Raw genomic sequence first — 16556 nt, 5'->3', positions numbered from 1 at the left:
CATGGCCTGGCAGCCTGCGGAAAACCGTTACGACACGATGACCTACAACCGGCTGGGACGGACCGGCCTGAAGCTGCCGGCGATCTCGCTCGGGCTCTGGCACAATTTCGGCGACGACACGCCGCATGACCGTAAAGTCGATATGTGCCGCACTGCCTTCGACCTCGGCATTACCCATTTCGACCTCGCCAACAATTACGGCCCGCCGCCCGGCACGGCCGAAATCGCCTTCGGCGAGATCCTGCGCACGGATTTCGCCCATCTGCGCGACGAGCTGATCATTTCCTCGAAGGCCGGTTACGACATGTGGCCGGGTCCCTATGGCGAGTGGGGCAGTCGCAAGTACCTGATCGCCTCCTGCGACCAGAGCCTGAAGCGCATGGGTCTCGACTATGTCGACATCTTCTATTCCCACCGCTTCGATCCGGAGACGCCGCTCGAAGAAACCTGCGGGGCACTCGACCATATCGTGCGCTCCGGCCGCGCGCTCTATGTCGGCATCTCCTCGTACAATTCGCAGCGCACCCGCGAGGCGGCGGCGATCCTGAAGGACCTCGGCACGCCCTGCATCATCCACCAGCCGAGCTATTCCATGCTCAACCGCTGGATCGAGACGGATGGCCTCGTCGATACGCTGGACGAACTCGGCATCGGTTCCATCGTCTTTTCGCCGCTGGCGCAGGGCATGCTGACCGCGAAATATCTCGGGGGCATTCCGGGTGACAGCCGCGCGGCGCTGAACCACTTCCTCAAGGCGGACTTCATCCGCCCCGAGATCATCGACAATGTCCGCAAGCTGAACGAGATCGCCGAGCGGCGCGGCCAGACGTTGGCCCAGATGGCGATCGCCTGGGTGCTGCGCGGCGGACGCATCACCTCCGCGCTGATCGGCGCCAGCCGCTCCGCGCAGATCGTCGACTGCGTCAAAGCACTGGAAAAGCCGGACTTTACCGCGGAAGAACTGGCTGCGATCGACACCTATAGCCAGGGTGCGGACATCAACCTCTGGAAGAAGTCCGCCGAACTCGACTGACGGGATGGCTCGCCCGGCCGCAAGGCCGGGCGAGCACCTCATCCGCTTATCCCGCCTTGCGGGCCCAGAGCGGGAAGGGGTCCGGCAGGTTGGCCCAGCGGGCGGGCTCGAATGTTTCCGCCTCGACAAGACAGGCGTCCAGCCGGCGGCGGAGCGCGGCTTCATCCATCGGGTCCGCGCCGATGAAGACGAGCTCCTGCCGCCGGTCGCCCCAGACGGGATCCGAGGCGCTGGCAATGGCCTCCACTGCCGCCGGATCCTGCGGCCAGTGCTGGCGTGGCACGGCGGCCCACCAGAGACCGAGCCGGCCGCTCCGGACCAGCGCGCCCGCCTGGCTCAGCTCGCCGACATGGTGCGGCCGGGTGGCAAGCCAGAAGAAGCCCTTGGCGCGGACGACGCCGGGCCAGGTCTCGCCGAGGAAGGCCTTGAAGCGGGCCGGATGGAAGGGTTTCTTCGCACGGTAGACGAAGGAGCGGATGCCGTATTCTTCGGTCTCCGGCACATGGTCCCTGAAGCCGTGCAGTTCCTTGAACCAGAGCGGGTGTTCGCTCGCCTTCTCGAAATCGAAGCGGCCGGTGCCGAGGATGTCGGCAAGCTCGACGCGGCCGAAATCCGTTTCGACGATGCGGGCGGAGCTGTTGAGGCTGCCGACGATCTGGCGTGCCGCGCGAAGGTCGTCGGGGCTCGCCGCGCCGGTCTTGTTGAGCACGATGACATCGGAAAATTCGATCTGTTCGACGAGCAGTTCCACCAGCGTGCGCGTGTCGCCTTCGCCCGCCGTTTCGCCGCGATCGGCGAGAAAGTCCTCGGACGCATAGTCCTTCAGCAGGTTGGCGGCATCGACGACCGTCACCATCGTGTCCAGCCGGGCGACATCCGACAGGCTCAGGCCGTTCTCGTCGCGGAAATCGAAGGTGGTGGCGACGGGCAGCGGCTCGGAAATGCCGCTCGATTCGATCAGCAGGTAGTCGAAGCGGTTCATCTCCGCCAGCCGGCGGACCTCGGCGAGGAGGTCGTCGCGCAGCGTGCAGCAGATGCAGCCGTTCGTCATCTCGACGAGCTGTTCGTCGGTGCGCGAAAGGTCGGCCCCGCCGTCGCGGATGAGGGCGGCGTCGATGTTGACCTCGCTCATGTCGTTGACGATGACCGCGACACGCAGGCCGCTGCGGTTGTTCAGAACATGGTTGAGCAGCGTCGTCTTGCCGGCGCCGAGGAAGCCGGAGAGGACGGTGACGGGAAGGCGGTTGTCCATGGGCGATTGCCTCTTAATGTTATACTATTACATTTTTGGGGCCGAAAAAGGCGGGGTGCTCCCGCCTCGTTCGTGTGTTCATCCTATCGACCGGTTCGCACCGCATTTCCGGGCTTGCCCCGGCTATCCGGCCGGCATGCCCGGTCTTGGATGCCCGGATCAGGCCCGCGCATGACGGAGGAAGGTGAGCGTGCCGTGCTCACCGGTCGGGGAGCGGATCACGGGTCCATCCCGGGTCGCACTCAGCCTTTCTGACCGAGGCAATCGCGCAGCGACGTCGCAATGCTCCGCATCAGGGTGAAGTAGAGGTCCGCGCCGGGCTCCAGCGTGGCGGCTTCCGGGTCGAGCGTGCCGGATTTCGCGTCGGTGCCTTCGATGACGACGTTCACCAGCTTGGGTTCGAACTGCGGCTCGGCGAAGACGCAGGTTGCGCCGAGCGTCTTCACCTTCTCGCGGATTTCCGTGAGGCGGGCGGCGCCGGGCATGGTTTCCGGGCTGACGGTGATGGAGCCGGCGGTTGCCACGCCGTAATGGTGCTCGAAATACTGGTAGGCGTCGTGGAAGACGATGAAGGGCTTGTCCTTCACGGGGGCGACGGTTTCCGCGATCTCCTTGTCGAGCGCGCCGAGCTTTTCGGTGAGCGCCGCAAGGTTCGCCTGATAGGCGGCGGCATGGTCGGGATCCTTTTCCGACAGGACACGGGCGGCTTCGGCGGCGATGGCGCGGGCATTGTCCGGGCTCAGCCAGAGATGCATGTCGAAGGCGCCGTGTTCATGCCCTTCGTGCCCGGCTTCCCCGGCATGGCCGCCGTCTGCCTCCTTGCCGTGGTCGTGGCCTTCCTCGCCATGGGCGTGATCGTGTCCGTCCTCGCCCTCATGGTCATGTGCCTCGAACGGGCCACCTTCGCGGAAGGGCAGCTTTTCGAGGCCGGGCGCATCCTCCAGTTCCACGACGGTCGCCTTGCCGCCGAGCGCTTCAAGCGGCTTTTCGAGGAAGGCTTCGAGGCCGTGCCCCACCCAGAAGACCACGTCCGCATCCTGCAGGGCAGCCGCATTGGACGGCTTCAAGGCATAGGTATGCGGCGAGGCGCCGCCCTCGACGATCAAGGCCGGCTCGCCGACGCCCTGCATGATCGCGGTGACGAGCGAATGGATCGGCTTGATCGACACGACCACGTCAGGCGTCTCGGCCCGCGCGGCGATGGTGCCGGCGGAAAAAAGCGCTGTGGTGAGGAGGAGGGTGCGAACGGCCTTTTGCATGGGGATCTCCGTCTTGAATTGCAATGTAATGTTATTACATCAATTGCGTTATGCTATAACGTGTGCCATACCCTGACGCAACAGGCTTTTGGAAAAATGATGCTGCAGACCCCCACCAAGACCGTCCAGCCGCTCGTCTCGCTTGCGGGCGTCGGCGTTCGTCGCCAGGGCCGCTGGCTCGTGCGCGGCGTGGAGTTCTCCATTGCACCGGGCGAGATCGTCACATTGATCGGCCCCAACGGGTCCGGCAAGTCGACGACGGCCAAGACGGCGATCGGCGTGCTGAAGGCCGACGAGGGCCGGGTGGAGCGCAAGGCCGGCCTCAAGGTCGGCTACGTGCCGCAGAAGCTGTCGATCGACTGGACCATGCCGCTCACCGTTGACCGGCTGATGACGCTGACCTCGCCGCTGAAGGGCGCGGAGATCGATGCCGCGCTGGAGGCGACCGGCATCCGGCATCTCGCGCGCGCAGAGGTGCAGCACCTGTCGGGCGGCGAGTTCCAGCGTGCGCTGCTGGCCCGGGCGATCGCCCGCAAGCCGGACCTCCTGGTGCTCGACGAGCCGGTGCAGGGCGTCGATTTTTCCGGTGAGATCGCGCTCTACGACCTCATCAAGACGATCCGCAACACCACGGGCTGCGGCATCCTGCTGATCTCGCACGACCTGCATGTGGTGATGGCGGAGACCGACACCGTCATCTGCCTCAACGGCCATGTCTGTTGCCGGGGAACGCCGGAGACCGTCAGCCAGAGCCCGGAATATCTGAAGCTGTTCGGCGCCCGTGCCGGCCAGACGCTCGCTTTCTACAACCACAACCACGACCATACGCACCTGCCGGACGGCCGGGTGCTGCATGCCGATGGCTCGATCACCGACGATTGCCGGCCAGAAGACGGGCGCCCCGTCGATATCCTGCCGACCGGCGGGCGGGCGGGGCCGATGCGCATCGGCCATGTGCATGGCCCGAACTGCGGCTGCGACCACGGACCGGCGCCGGCCCGCAGCGGCGAGGAGCGGCGCGATGCTTGACGATTTCTTCATCCGTGCCCTCGTTGCCGGCGTGGGACTGGCGATCACCGCCGGGCCGCTCGGCTGTTTCGTCGTCTGGCGGCGCATGGCCTATTTCGGCGACACGATGGCGCATTCGGCGCTGCTCGGCGTCGCGCTGTCGCTGCTGATGGAGTTCAACCTCCTGCTCTCCGTTTTCATCGTCGCCGCGTCCGTCTCGCTTCTCCTCCTGCTGTTGCAAAGGCGTGGCACGCTTTCCACCGACGCGCTGCTCGGCATCCTCTCGCATGCGACGCTGGCGATCGGCCTCGTCATCGTCTCCTTCATGACCTGGGTGCGCATCGACCTCGTCGGCTTCCTGTTCGGTGACATTCTCGCCGTCACGCGCGCCGACGTGGACCTCGTCTGGGGCGGCGGCGTGCTCGTCACCTTCGCCATTATCTGGTTGTGGCGCCCGCTGATCGCCTCGACGGTGAACCCGGAACTGGCGGAGGCGGAAGGCCTGCAGCCGGAACGCACGCGGCTTGCCTTCATGCTCCTGATGGCACTCGTCATCGCCATCGCCATGAAGATCGTCGGCATCCTGCTGATCACCTCGCTGCTGATCATTCCCGCGGCCACGGCCCGGCGCTTTTCCACGAGCCCGGAGATCATGGCGGTGCTCGCCTCGGTCGTCGGGGCACTCGCCGTTGTCGGCGGGCTCTTCGGTTCCTTGAAATTCGACACGCCCTCCGGTCCCTCGATCGTGGTTGCAGCATTGGCTCTGTTCATTCTAAGCCTGCTCACCAGGCCGAGGACGAGCGGAGCGGCTCATTCGCCAGCAAGCCAGGGAGGTCGGGCATGACCACGCAACCATTGACGCGCAACCAGGGCCTCGTCTTCGACGTGCTGTCGCATTCCGAAGGCCCGCTGAGCGCCTATTCGATCCTCGACAAGCTGCGCGACAACGGGTTTCGTGCACCGCTGCAGGTCTACCGGGCCCTCGACAAGTTGCTGGAATTCGGCCTCGTGCACCGGCTCGAAAGCATCAATGCCTTCGTCGCCTGCGCCCATCCGGAGGACGGCTGTCACGCCCACGGCATCACCGCCTTCACGATCTGCGAGACCTGCGGCAAGGTCACCGAGTTCCACGACCACGTCATCGAGGACCGGCTGAAGGGCTTTGCGATGGACCGCAACTTCAAGACCGGCAAGACGACGATCGAGATTCGCGGCACCTGTGCGGGCTGTGCCTAGAGCGCTTCCGCCGAAGCGTGAGCGCTTCGGCTGGCTCGGCTAGAGGTCTCAACCCGCCTTCTTGTCGAAGATCGCCTCGACGGCGCGGATGGTCGAGGGGCCGAACTGGCCGTCGATCGCGCCGGAATAGACGCCCGCCTCGACCAGCCGCTGCTGGAGGGCCTTGCGGAACTTGAGCGACCAGGCCGTGGTGTTGTCCTTCATCTGGTAGCGCGCGCCCTGGTGGCCGAGGCGAAGGGCTTTCTCCATCCAGGCCGCTGCCGTGACGGGATCGTTTTCCGTGTCGATGCCGTCGAGAATGGCGGCGGCGTTCTGGGCGCCCTGGCCATTGCCGTTCTCCGCGGCCTTCGCATACCATTTCAATGCTTCCTGCTTGTCCTTGCGCACCGCGCGGCCGCGTTCGTACATGGTGCCGATGTTGTTATAGGCCTGCGCGTTTCCGGCATCGGCGGCTTTCCGGTACCATTCCAGGGCCAGCGCATGGTTCTGCTTGACCCCGTCGCCGTTGGTCAGTGCGAAGCCGAGGCTGGTCATGGCTTCGGCGTTGCCGGCCTCGGCGGCCTTGCTGAACCAGCGGTAGGCCTCCTTCTTGTCCTTGGCGACACCCAGCCCTTCATCATAGAGGAGGCCGACCTTGTTCATCGCGAAGGCATTGCCGAGGTCCGCGGATTTGCGGAACCAGCGCATGGCCTCGGCGCGATCCTGCGCCGTGCCTTCGCCATTCTCGTAGAGAATCGCAAGATTGCGCATCGCCTGGTGGTTGCCGAGATCGGCGGCCTTGCGATACTGCGCCAGCGCTTCGGCAAAGCGGCCGCCATTGTCCAGCGCCCGGCCGAGCTGGTAGGCGAAGCGCTTCTCGCCGGGATTTTCGCGTATCGCCGCCTCGCAGGCCGGTATCGCGCGGGTGAAATCGATCTTGTAGAAGTCGACGCCCTTGGCGGCGGCCAGCTTGAACGGGTCGTTCTCGGCGGCCGCCAGGCGGTCGCATTCGGTTTCGCCGGACGTTTCCTGGCGGCTGACGGCGGGGGCGAGCGCGGCCATGCGCTGGCGGGCGATGTTGGCAAAGGCGCAGGCCGGGAAAAGGCGCAGATGATCCTCGAACATCGCCTTGTCCTTGCTCTCGCGGATTTCCGCCCAGTGCGCGCTCGCATCCCGGCAGGGATCGCCCTGGCCGATGGCGCTGCCGGCGGCGTCGGGCGCAAGGCCTTCGCCCAGCATGACCGTCTCGAACAGCGAGCCGGTCTTGAACGGACGCTGCTTGCCGTCCGTCGCCTCGAACACGTCCTTGGCGACCGCGCGCAGCGCCGCTTCGATCTCCAGCCCCGGTGTGACGAGGTGGCGGGAAAGCGCCGCGGCATAGGGGCTCATCGCGCCGTCGCCGTCGAGCGCCACGTCGCCGGGCGCAGTGGCATAGCCGATCAGCATGTTGCTTTCGGCGCTGTCGACGCGGGCGAGGCCCCGGGTGGGGATGCCGCGGGTAGAAAGCCGCTTCATGGAGGTGAGGAACGGATTGTCGCGACAGGCGTCGAGCAGCACGAGCTTCAGCTTCGTGGCGCCGGCCAACGCATGCAGGAGGTCGTCGAGCAGGATCGTCTCGTATTTGACGTCGCGGTCCGAGGCGAGCTTCGCATCGACGGGGATGAGGAAATTGTCGCCGTTCACCTCGATGCCGTGGCCGGAATAGTAGATGAGGCCGATATCGGCGCCGGCGACCTTTTCCTCGAAGCCGGCAAGGGCTTGCGACATCGCCGCGCGGCCGGCGTTCTCGAGCACCGTCACCTCGAAGCCGGCCGTCTCCAGCGTCGCCTTCATCGCCGTGATGTCGTTGGGCGGGTTCTTCAGCACTGTCGCCGGCGCGGCATAGGTGGCATTGCCGATCAAAAGGGCGGCCTTGCGCGCGGCAACGGCCGGCTGGCCGATGACGACGGCAAGAAGCAGGATGGCGAGACGAAGCAGCATGGTCCCCTCACGCGGCCTTCATGGCGAGGAGAAGTATGCCGCAACCCTGTCGGGCGGGGAAGTTTTTCCGGTGGATTTTTCCGGTCGAATACCGGGATCAGAGCGCCTTGAGGCCGATCTTGAAGCGCTGCCAGTTGCGCACATAGCTTTCGGCGGAGCGCTGGAGCCCGGCGACCGCCTCGTCGTCGAGCGTGCGGATCGCCTTGGCGGGCGCGCCGACGATCAGCGAATTGTCCGGGAAAACCTTGCCTTCCGTCACCAGCGCATTGGCACCGACGAGGCAGTTCTTGCCGATGACCGCACCGTTCAGCACCGTCGCACCCATGCCGATCAAGGAGTTGTCGCCGATGGTGCAGCCGTGGATGATGGCGCTGTGACCGATCGTGCAGCCTTCGCCGATCGTTACTGGTCTGCCGGGGTCGACATGCACGACGACGCCCTCCTGGATGTTCGAGCGCGCGCCGATGGTGATCGGCTCGTTGTCGCCGCGCAGCGTCGCGCCGAACCAGATGCCGACATCCTCGCCGAGGACGACCCTGCCGATGACGTTCGCATCCGGCGCCACCCAGTAGCGGTCGCCTTGGGGAAGGCTCGGGGCGTGGTCGTCGAGGGCGTAGAGCGGCATGGTTTCCTCCGGCAGGTCTGATTCCTGTCCTCACTCTAGCACCGGTGAAGGAGGGCGGGGAAAGGCCAGGGTGGTTTTTCCGGGCCATATGGAGTATGAGCCGCGCCATGACGAACGCAGCCACATTCTACCACCAGGCCGTGACAACGGGGACGAAGATTTTCGCCACCGCGCCGATGATCGACTGGAGTGATCGCCACTACCGCGTCTTCGCGCGCCAGCTCACGACGAATGCGCTGCTCTTCACCGAGATGATCGTCGCCGATGCGATCCTGCGCGGCGACCGCGAGCGACTGCTCGGTTTCGACGCCGTGGAACAGCCCGTCGCGCTCCAGCTCGGCGGCAACGATCCGGCAAAACTGGCCGAGGCGGCGCGGATCGGCGAGGGGTTTGGCTATGCCGAGATCAACCTCAATGTCGGCTGTCCTTCGGACCGGGTCCAGTCCGGCACGTTCGGGGCCTGCCTGATGCGCGAGCCGCAGCTCGTCGCCGATTGCGTGGCGGCGATGAAGGCGGCGGTTGCCATTCCTGTCACGGTCAAATGCCGCATCGGCGTCGACGACCAGGATCCGGAGGTGGCGTTGCGCGATCTCGTTTCGCGCGTGAAGGCCGCCGGGACGGATGCCGTCTGGGTCCATGCGCGCAAGGCGTGGCTGCAAGGGCTCTCGCCGAAGGAGAACCGGGACATTCCGCCGCTCGATTACGGTCTGGTGCGCCGGCTGAAGGCGGAGAACCCGGACCTTTTCGTCGGGCTCAACGGCGGGCTTCACACCCTGGGGCAGGCGCTTGAAGAGATGACGGGGCTGGACGGCATCATGCTCGGGCGGGCTGCGTATCAGGATAGTGGCATCCTTGCGGGCGTGGATAACCTTTTTCCGCATCCGCATCCGCATCCGCATCCGCATCCGCATCCGCATCCGCATCCGCTCCGGACGGGCGGCCGGCTGTCGGATCCGAAGGTGCTTTCCACGGAATATTGGGAAGCGGTGCGGGATGCGATGATGGCCTATGCGGGCGGGGTGATCGCCCGCGGCGGACGGGTGGCGCATGTCACGCGGCACATGATCGGGCTCTTCCAGGGCTTTCCGGGCGCGCGAAAATACCGGCAGATCCTGTCGACCGACGCGACGAAGCCGGGGGCGGGGCCGGAGGTGATCGCGGCGGCCTTCGCGGCGGTGCTGTCCGCAAGGGCCGAGACGGCCGCGGCGGCGGAATAGCGCTTTCTGTGCATCGCCTTGCGCCGACCACAATTTCGTCCCCTCGGGGTCGGAGAGTTTGCTACAGAGACGACGCAGTGCAAAAAGACGGACAGGTGGCCGCGTGATCGATCCCTACGCCATGCTCGGAATAGAGCGCGATGCCGACGACAACCAGGTGAAGGCGGCCTATCGCAAGGCCGCCAAGGGCATGCACCCGGATTCCGGCGGCGACGCGGACCAGTTCGCCCGCCTGCAGACCTGCTACGACCTTTTGCGCGACCCCGTGCGCCGAAAGGTCTTCGACGACACCGGCTTCGACCCGCAGCTCGCCGATCCGCGCGACCTCAAGGGCCTGATGCTGCTCGAACCGCTGGTCAACGACGTGATCCTCGACGAGCGCGAGCCCGGCAGCTTCGATCCGCTGGCGGCGATGCGCCGCAAGCTCTCCGACGACATCGTCAAGAGCCGCTTCCACATCCTCGAGCTGGAGCGCCACCGCAACCGCGTGCGCCAGCATATCGACCGGCTCGGCCGCAAGCCCGGCACGGACTTTCTGGGCTCCATGCTGCGCGCCCGCTCGCAGTCGATCGCCGAGGCGATCCGCAATGCGGAGGGGCAGATTGCGGTCATCGAGCAGGCCTATTCCATGCTGGAAGGCTACTCCTACGAGCTGGCGGCGGCGCTCGAACCGCTGCCGGTCGAGGTGAAGGGCGAGGCGGCGGAATAGGCCGCCCGCGCCGTCTCAACGGGGTAGCGGCGGCTCGTCGCCCTCATATCGCACCGGCAGCCTGTTTTTCACCCGCGCGTTGGCGAAGGCGCGGTACTCCGCGAGCGCGGCGCCGCGCAGGAGCGGCCGGGCGGCCTCCACCGCGGCGTCCTGAAGGGCGCGGGTCTCGCGCCAGGGCGAGGCGAAGGCAAGCTTTCCGCGGGAATTGCCGAAATCCCTGACATTGCGCACGATCTGGACGAAATCGTCGAACAGGCGGCGCTGCTCCGCATCGAGATGGCCGAGGCAGCAGGGTTCCTGCGTGTCGTGAAAGAACCAAGCGCAGTACCCGCGGCGGCGGCAGCTCCGGATGCGGCAGACGCGCTGCGGCAAGGCCAGCATCTCAGCCGCGCGCACGAGGAGGGCAAGGTCGGACGGGGGAGGCTGGGGGCGATCGGCCATCTGGGCTCCTGTCGGGGTTGGGCGGATGCCGCGCCGGCCCGCGCCGGTTGCGCGCTGCGCGGGACTGCGGTCCTGCCGAGGGGGTGTGCCGGGGGATCCGGTTCACCGGAAAGGCTTTCCGATCCCGTTTCCATCGCATCGTCCGGCGGCGAAGCGGTCTCGTTTCAGCCGGACGGGCTCTTGTGTCCGTGTCCCGGCTGCGCCGCCGTCTGCGGCGCGGAAAGGGGCGTCCCGGCCGGGCGGGCGCGGGTGGCGCGCCGGTTCCGGGGAGCGTGCGCACAGGCGTTCGCCTGCCCGCGCGCAAAAAATACGCCGGGGTGCGGGCATCAGGCTTCGGACGGGGCGCTGGAAGCCGCCTTGTCAGAAGAGTGTATATGACGCCTTTCAGCGCCCCGTTCGGCGGTTTTTGCCCGCGACTTGGGTCTCTCTGCAAAGGCTGGGCGCAAGAACGTTCGTCGCCGGTTTCCGGGGCGGTTTTGTCCGGTTTTGCGCGCCGGGCGGGCTCACCTTGAGCCTCACCCGGACGGAAAGGTTTTGACGCCTTTCCCGGGAAAACGCCGCTCCGGCGGACGATGCCGACGCATCCATCACGCCCGGCCTCCTTGTGTGCCGCACAGGCACGCCCGGCGCGCCGTTCGAGGCATGAAGCGGAGGGCCTGGTCCGACGCCCCGCCGCTTTCCCCGTGTCGCCGGAGGGAGACCATTTTCCGCGAGCCCCCTTGGCGACGGCTTACGTCCGTCCCCCGCCAAAAGCGCCGACCCCGCCTCGTCGCAACGCCTTGCGGTGTATCCGCGGCGGGATGAGGGGAGTATGGCATGGGGTGGTGGGGCGGGGAAAAATGTAACCTAAAGCGATTATTTATGGGGCACTTAACACCAAGGCGCAAACGTGAGAGCCACGAGCTATCCGCGCGTGTTTCAATGATTTGACCGCAATTCTAAATCAAGAATTGTTGCTCTTTTTTTTATCATTGTGAGGAGGAACACGTTGAGTATCCTCCTGCTTGCCAGCAGGCCTATCGAATTTATCGCTACGCCAGTCGGAAAAATATGAACGGTGTGATTCAATCACTTTTTCCAATCGCCGCGTTGCCGCAAGAGTTGCATTGGTGGTGTTTGATTTTACAACCATTTTGTGCCCTCCTGATAGTCGCATTGCATCCTCGCACGATTCGAAATGTAGTTCTATGACATCTCTAATCCCCCGACTTGAATTTCCCGAAATTGTTATCGGTCTGGTTGCGCCGATCGGAACAGCATTGGGAGAGACCATAGCGGGAACGCGCAGCTACTTTGCCGCGAACGGATACACGACTCACGAAATTCGTGTAACGGATGTTTTCAAGCAAATGGAAAAAATTGTTCCTCCCGAACGGCCCTTGACAGAGAGGCCGCTCGCTCAACGCTACGACACGTATATCAACTACGGGAACCAGTTGAGAAATTTCTCGAAGGATCCGTCCGTTCTGGCTGCTTTAACGATTCAAAGTATAGTGGAGACGAGACTTAAGTCTAGTTCGAGCGAGAATGAGAGATTTACAAAGAATGTTTTTATCGTTCACCAATTTAAGAGGCCTGAGGAAATAGACCTTCTGAGGGCGGTGTATGGGAAAATATTCTTTCAAATATCTGTGTATTCGATGCGATCATCAAGAGTTGATTATCTCTCTCGAAAATTTGCTGAAGACGCGGGCGAGGCGGCCCATAGTTCATTTCGCTCTTCGGCAGAGCAGCTTATTGATATCGATGAAAATCAAGTTCGCGAAAAGTATGGGCAGCGCGTAGCGAAGATATTTCATGACGCTGATTTGATCATAAATCGAGATATTCGAAAGCCAGCAGCAAATGAACAGCTTTATCGTTTTTTGGAGCTACTATTTTCTTCGAATACAATTACACCTACTAAAATAGAATATGGAATGTTCGCGGCAAAGTCTGCGGCATTGCGCACGTCAGACCTTTCTAGGCAGGTGGGAGCGGCGGTTTTTAGCAAAAAAGGAGAGGTTATTTCACTCGGGTCAAACGAGGTGCCTAAAGCAGGTGGAGGAACTTATTGGCCAGATGAAGATTTTGACGATAGGGAATTTCGTCGAAAGGTCGACTCTAACGACAAGAGAAAAAGAGAGATACTTGAGGATATTGTAAAAAAACTCGGATTTGCTTGGGATTCATTAACAGAGGCGCAAATTGACGCGCTCAATGAATCGAGTTTCATGGATGCGCTTGAGTATGGACGAATAGTTCATGCAGAGATGTCGGCTATTTCTGATGCTGCAAGATTAAGAGGATCTCTGTCTGGAGCGGTACTATATAGCACAACGTTTCCTTGCCACATGTGTGCGAAACACATTGTATCAAGCGGGATAGATAAGGTTTTTTATTTGGAGCCATATCCAAAAAGCCTAGCTTCACGCCTGCATGCAGATTCTATTGATATAGATAGCCAAGATAGAGGGGAGTATAAATCATTTCCGGCTGTCGACTTTACGCATTTTTATGGAATTACTCCTCGCCGTTACAGAGAGCTTTTCCAGAGAGCTAAGCGAAAAGATAAAGAAGGCCGCTTGCAAGATTACAATGAGGGTAAAAAAATACCATTTGTCGACTTGAAGTCACCATTTTATGCTCAGCTAGAAGACACCGTCTTAGAGAGTCTGAAATCTGCACTTATAAGATTGGGTGAAAAGGGGTCACTCGACTGAGCGATGCTGTTGTTCGGTCGTCACCGCCCCGGCCGCCCCGTTTTCCCCTTCGTCCGCCCTTTGCGCTTCGCCTCCGCGGGGTCCTCATAACTCCCCGCCCCGATCTTCCCCCGCCGCACCGGTTTGGCGTCCTCCGCGCCGTTCGCACGCTCGGGCTGGCCTTCGAGGAGGGGGGAGGCGCGCTTCTTGGTGCTGAGGGTTTCCGGGGGGCGGTCCGGCAGGTCGCCGGTCACGGGCTTTTCGGTGCGGCCGACGGTCATTTCGTCGAGCGTGTTCTTGCGGAAGAGGGATTTGCCCGCCGGCGTCGCGACGTCGCGGCCCATCTCGTCCAGATCAGGCTTGCGGAAGAGCGGTCGCTCGGTGTCGGTGCCCGGGCCCATGTCGTCGAGCGAGGGTTTCTGGAAGAGGGATTTTGCGGAGGGCTTGCCGGAAGGGACGCCATCCCCCTCCGTCCTGCCGGGCATCTCCCCCTCAAGGGGGGAGATCGACTCGTGGTCGGTGCCGGTTTTCCTCTTTCCGCTCCCGGCCTGGGCCTTCGCCGAGCCCTTTCCATTTCCCCTTGCGCCTTCGGCGCCTGACGCCTCCTGCCTTGCCATCGGGTCGTCCATGACGGCGAGTTCGGCGGCCTTGAGGCGCTTGATCTCGTCGCGGATGCGGGCGGCGGCTTCGAAGTCGAGGTCGGCGGCGGCGTCGCGCATCTGCTTTTCGAGCGCTTCGAGATGGGCCTTCAGGTTGTTGCCGACGAGGTGGCCGGCATCCGCAAAACCCTTGCCTGAGACGCCGGAAATGTCGGCGCGGACGTGGTCGCGCTCGTAGACGCTGTCGAGGATGTCGGAGATCTTTGCCTTCACCGATTCCGGGGTGATGCCGTTGGCCTCGTTGTAGGCCACCTGCTTCTCGCGGCGGCGGGTCGTCTCGTCCATGGCGCGCTGCATGGAGCCGGTGATCTGGTCGGCGTAGAGGATGACCTTGCCGTCGACGTTTCGCGCCGCGCGGCCGATGGTCTGGACGAGGGACGTCTCCGAGCGCAAGAAACCTTCCTTGTCGGCGTCGAGGATGGCGACGAAGCCGCATTCCGGGATGTCGAGGCCTTCGCGCAGCAGGTTGATGCCGACCAGCACGTCGAAGGCGCCGAGGCGCAGGTCGCGGATGATCTCGATGCGTTCAAGCGTGTCGATGTCCGAGTGCATGTAGCGCACGCGAACGCCCTGTTCGTGCAGGTATTCGGTGAGGTCCTCGGCCATGCGCTTGGTGAGCACGGTGACGAGCGTGCGGTAGCCGGCCTCGGCGGTCTCGCGGATTTCGCCCAGCACGTCGTCGACCTGGCTCTTGGCCGGGCGCACCTCGACGGGCGGGTCGATGAGGCCGGTCGGGCGGATGACCTGCTCGGCGAAGACGCCGCCGGACTGTTCCAGCTCCCAGCCGCCGGGTGTCGCCGAGACGGCGACGGTGTCCGGGCGCATGGCGTCCCATTCCTCGAAGCGCAGCGGGCGGTTGTCCATGCACGAGGGCAGGCGGAAACCGTATTCGGCCAGCGTCGCCTTGCGGCGGAAGTCGCCGCGGTACATGGCGCCGATCTGCGGGATGGTGACGTGGCTTTCGTCGATGAAGATCAGCGCATTGTCGGGCACGTATTCGAAGAGCGTCGGCGGCGGCTCGCCGGGGCGGCGGCCGGTCAGGTAGCGCGAATAGTTCTCGATGCCGGCGCAGGAGCCGGTTGCCTCCAGCATTTCGAGGTCGTAGCGCGTGCGCTGTTCGAGGCGCTGGGCTTCCAGCAGGCGGCCGGCCTTTTCCAGCTCGGTCAGGCGGTGTTTCAGCTCCTCGCGGATGCCCTTGATGGCGCCGTTCAAGGTCGGGCGGGGGGTGACGTAGTGGCTGTTGGCGTAGATTTTTACCGATTTCAGGTCGCCGGTCTTCTGGCCGGTCAGCGGGTCGAACTCGGTGATCGCGTCGATCTCGTCGCCGAACATCGAGATGCGCCAGGCGGCATCTTCCAGGTGGGCGGGGAAGATTTCGATCGTGTCGCCGCGCACGCGGAAGGAGCCGCGCTGGAAATCCATCTCGCGGCGCTTGTATTGCTGGGCGACGAGGTCGGCGAGGAGCTGGCGCTGGTCGAGCCGTTCGCCGACCTCCATCTGGAAGGTCATGGCGGTGTAGGTCTCGACCGAGCCGATACCGTAGATGCAGGAGACCGAGGCGACGATGATGCAGTCGTCGCGCTCCAAGAGCGAGCGCGTCGCGGAGTGGCGCATGCGGTCGATCTGTTCGTTGATCGAACTCTCCTTCTCGATGAACGTGTCGGAACGCGGCACGTAGGCTTCCGGCTGGTAGTAGTCGTAGTAGGAGACGAAATACTCGACCGCGTTTTCCGGGAAGAAGTTCTTGAACTCGGAATAAAGCTGGGCCGCCAGCGTCTTGTTCGGCGCGAGGATGACGGCGGGGCGCTGCGTCTCCTCGATCACCTTGGCCATGGTGAAGGTTTTGCCCGAGCCGGTGACGCCGAGCAGGACCTGGCTGCGCTCGCCGTCCGACAGTCCCTCGACGAGGTCCCTGATGGCCGTCGGCTGGTCGCCGGCGGGCTTGTATTCGGTGACCATGCGGATCGGGATTCCGCCTTCCGACTTGGCCGGCCGGGCGGGCCGGTGCGGCGTCCAGAGCTTGCCGTCCTTGAACAGCGGGTTGCCGCTCTCGATGAGTTTCGACAGCGCGTCCACCGTCGCGGTGACGGCCGTGCCGGCGCTGAGGGACGCGGCGTCTTCCAGGGAGACGTCGAGGCCGGAGACGGGCATGAGGCCGGCGGCGGCGCGGGTCTTCGGGTCGGAGGAAGCGCCGATCGAGACGCCGCGGGAGGTTTTCGTCGCCGTGACCTGCTCGGTGTGGCGGCGGGCGGCGTTCTCCACGGTCTTGCGGTGCTTGCCGGCCTTCGAGGCGACCTCGCGGCGGCTTTCGACGCTGGCGGCCTCCGCCTCGGCTTCGAGCTGCTTCACCCAGTCGGAGACGCTGCCCGAAAGCGGCGCGCCTTCGAAGTCGGACTGCGGGGCTTCCTCGAAACCGGGGTTCGAGGGCGAGGATTTTTTCGGGGTTCTGGCCATGCGGGGAATATGGCGAGAGTCAT

General features: G+C 64.0%; 14 protein-coding genes. 7 read left to right on the top strand and 7 right to left on the bottom strand.

Annotation, left to right across the window (positions count from 1 at the left end; genetic code table 11):
- Position 1 precedes the first annotated feature (1 nt).
- Positions 2 to 1033, top strand: coding sequence for an L-glyceraldehyde 3-phosphate reductase (mgrA, locus tag K0P03_RS10165; RefSeq protein ID WP_272789504.1), 1032 nt, complete (start codon positions 2 to 4; stop codon positions 1031 to 1033).
- 46 nt (positions 1034 to 1079) lie between these two features.
- Here the strand turns inward: mgrA and zigA are convergent, their stop codons facing one another.
- Both zigA and znuA read right to left on the bottom strand, forming a co-directional pair.
- Positions 1080 to 2285, bottom strand: coding sequence for a zinc metallochaperone GTPase ZigA (gene zigA, locus K0P03_RS10160; protein ID WP_050743259.1), 1206 nt, complete (start codon positions 2283 to 2285; stop codon positions 1080 to 1082).
- Between the two features lie 242 nt (positions 2286 to 2527).
- On the bottom strand, positions 2528 to 3544 hold the full coding sequence (gene znuA, locus K0P03_RS10155) for a zinc ABC transporter substrate-binding protein ZnuA (RefSeq protein ID WP_050743258.1): 1017 nt from the start codon (positions 3542 to 3544) through the stop codon (positions 2528 to 2530).
- A gap of 99 nt (positions 3545 to 3643) precedes the next feature.
- On the opposite strand from znuA, the gene K0P03_RS10150 reads away from it, so the two are divergent.
- From K0P03_RS10150 to K0P03_RS10140, 3 genes are read left to right on the top strand one after another with little or no spacing between them, the layout of a single operon-like run.
- Entirely contained in the window at positions 3644 to 4573 is a 930-nt protein-coding gene (locus K0P03_RS10150) for an ATP-binding cassette domain-containing protein (RefSeq protein WP_130515650.1), read from the top strand.
- The gene (gene znuB, locus K0P03_RS10145; protein WP_050743256.1) at positions 4566 to 5396 is read left to right on the top strand and encodes a zinc ABC transporter permease subunit ZnuB; all 831 of its coding nucleotides are present in this window, start codon (positions 4566 to 4568) and stop codon (positions 5394 to 5396) included. Before K0P03_RS10150 ends, znuB begins: the two co-directional genes overlap by 8 nt.
- Positions 5393 to 5788 carry a Fur family transcriptional regulator gene (locus tag K0P03_RS10140; protein WP_023515521.1) on the top strand — a complete coding sequence of 132 codons (396 nt, stop codon included), beginning with the start codon at positions 5393 to 5395 and terminating at the stop codon, positions 5786 to 5788. The genes znuB and K0P03_RS10140 overlap by 4 nt, the downstream gene beginning before the upstream one ends.
- 48 nt (positions 5789 to 5836) lie before the next feature.
- Here K0P03_RS10140 and K0P03_RS10135 read toward each other — a convergent pair whose 3' ends face one another.
- Together K0P03_RS10135 and K0P03_RS10130 are read right to left on the bottom strand one after the other, a co-directional pair.
- Positions 5837 to 7747, bottom strand: coding sequence for a caspase family protein (locus tag K0P03_RS10135; protein WP_272789503.1), 1911 nt, complete (start codon positions 7745 to 7747; stop codon positions 5837 to 5839).
- A 97-nt stretch (positions 7748 to 7844) separates the two neighbouring features.
- On the bottom strand, positions 7845 to 8372 hold the full coding sequence (locus tag K0P03_RS10130; RefSeq protein ID WP_272789502.1) for a gamma carbonic anhydrase family protein: 528 nt from the start codon (positions 8370 to 8372) through the stop codon (positions 7845 to 7847).
- A gap of 107 nt (positions 8373 to 8479) precedes the next feature.
- On the opposite strand from K0P03_RS10130, the gene dusA reads away from it, so the two are divergent.
- On the top strand, positions 8480 to 9589 hold the full coding sequence (dusA, locus tag K0P03_RS10125; protein ID WP_272789501.1) for a tRNA dihydrouridine(20/20a) synthase DusA: 1110 nt from the start codon (positions 8480 to 8482) through the stop codon (positions 9587 to 9589).
- Positions 9590 to 9710: 121 nt separating this feature from the next.
- Positions 9711 to 10298 carry a J domain-containing protein gene (locus K0P03_RS10120; protein WP_130515702.1) on the top strand — a complete coding sequence of 196 codons (588 nt, stop codon included), beginning with the start codon at positions 9711 to 9713 and terminating at the stop codon, positions 10296 to 10298.
- A 15-nt stretch (positions 10299 to 10313) separates the two neighbouring features.
- On the opposite strand, the gene K0P03_RS10115 is transcribed toward K0P03_RS10120, so the two are convergent.
- Positions 10314 to 10739, bottom strand: coding sequence for a hypothetical protein (locus K0P03_RS10115; RefSeq protein ID WP_272789500.1), 426 nt, complete (start codon positions 10737 to 10739; stop codon positions 10314 to 10316).
- A 943-nt stretch (positions 10740 to 11682) separates the two neighbouring features.
- Positions 11683 to 11871, bottom strand: coding sequence for a hypothetical protein (locus tag K0P03_RS10110; protein ID WP_272789499.1), 189 nt, complete (start codon positions 11869 to 11871; stop codon positions 11683 to 11685).
- Between the two features lie 55 nt (positions 11872 to 11926).
- Between K0P03_RS10110 and K0P03_RS10105 the strand changes: the two genes are divergently transcribed.
- Positions 11927 to 13441 carry an anti-phage dCTP deaminase gene (locus K0P03_RS10105; RefSeq protein ID WP_272789498.1) on the top strand — a complete coding sequence of 505 codons (1515 nt, stop codon included), beginning with the start codon at positions 11927 to 11929 and terminating at the stop codon, positions 13439 to 13441.
- Positions 13442 to 13461: 20 nt separating this feature from the next.
- On the opposite strand, the gene uvrB is transcribed toward K0P03_RS10105, so the two are convergent.
- Positions 13462 to 16533, bottom strand: coding sequence for an excinuclease ABC subunit UvrB (gene uvrB, locus K0P03_RS10100; RefSeq protein WP_272789497.1), 3072 nt, complete (start codon positions 16531 to 16533; stop codon positions 13462 to 13464).
- Between the last annotated feature and the right edge of the window lie 23 nt (positions 16534 to 16556).

Source organism: Shinella sp. HY16 (genome assembly GCF_028534175.1).
GTDB lineage: Bacteria > Pseudomonadota > Alphaproteobacteria > Rhizobiales > Rhizobiaceae > Shinella.
Note: the sequence above shows the minus strand (reverse complement) of the source record. Positions and strands in the feature narration are given on the sequence as shown.

Bases quoted from the DNA above. Each gene is read 5' to 3' on its own strand.
- K0P03_RS10135 (WP_272789503.1), bottom strand. From the start codon at position 7,747: ATGCTGCTTCGTCTCGCCATCCTGCTTCTTGCCGTCGTCATCGGCCAG.
- K0P03_RS10120 (WP_130515702.1), top strand. From the start codon at position 9,711: ATGCTCGGAATAGAGCGCGATGCCGACGACAACCAGGTGAAGGCGGCC.
- K0P03_RS10110 (WP_272789499.1), bottom strand. From the start codon at position 11,871: ATGGTTGTAAAATCAAACACCACCAATGCAACTCTTGCGGCAACGCGG.
- znuB (WP_050743256.1), top strand. From the start codon at position 4,566: ATGCTTGACGATTTCTTCATCCGTGCCCTCGTTGCCGGCGTGGGACTG.
- K0P03_RS10150 (WP_130515650.1), top strand. From the start codon at position 3,644: ATGCTGCAGACCCCCACCAAGACCGTCCAGCCGCTCGTCTCGCTTGCG.
- dusA (WP_272789501.1), top strand. From the start codon at position 8,480: ATGACGAACGCAGCCACATTCTACCACCAGGCCGTGACAACGGGGACG.
- zigA (WP_050743259.1), bottom strand. From the start codon at position 2,285: ATGGACAACCGCCTTCCCGTCACCGTCCTCTCCGGCTTCCTCGGCGCC.
- znuA (WP_050743258.1), bottom strand. From the start codon at position 3,544: ATGCAAAAGGCCGTTCGCACCCTCCTCCTCACCACAGCGCTTTTTTCC.
- uvrB (WP_272789497.1), bottom strand. From the start codon at position 16,533: ATGGCCAGAACCCCGAAAAAATCCTCGCCCTCGAACCCCGGTTTCGAG.
- K0P03_RS10130 (WP_272789502.1), bottom strand. From the start codon at position 8,372: ATGCCGCTCTACGCCCTCGACGACCACGCCCCGAGCCTTCCCCAAGGC.
- mgrA (WP_272789504.1), top strand. From the start codon at position 2: ATGGCCTGGCAGCCTGCGGAAAACCGTTACGACACGATGACCTACAAC.
- K0P03_RS10105 (WP_272789498.1), top strand. From the start codon at position 11,927: ATGACATCTCTAATCCCCCGACTTGAATTTCCCGAAATTGTTATCGGT.
- K0P03_RS10140 (WP_023515521.1), top strand. From the start codon at position 5,393: ATGACCACGCAACCATTGACGCGCAACCAGGGCCTCGTCTTCGACGTG.
- K0P03_RS10115 (WP_272789500.1), bottom strand. From the start codon at position 10,739: ATGGCCGATCGCCCCCAGCCTCCCCCGTCCGACCTTGCCCTCCTCGTG.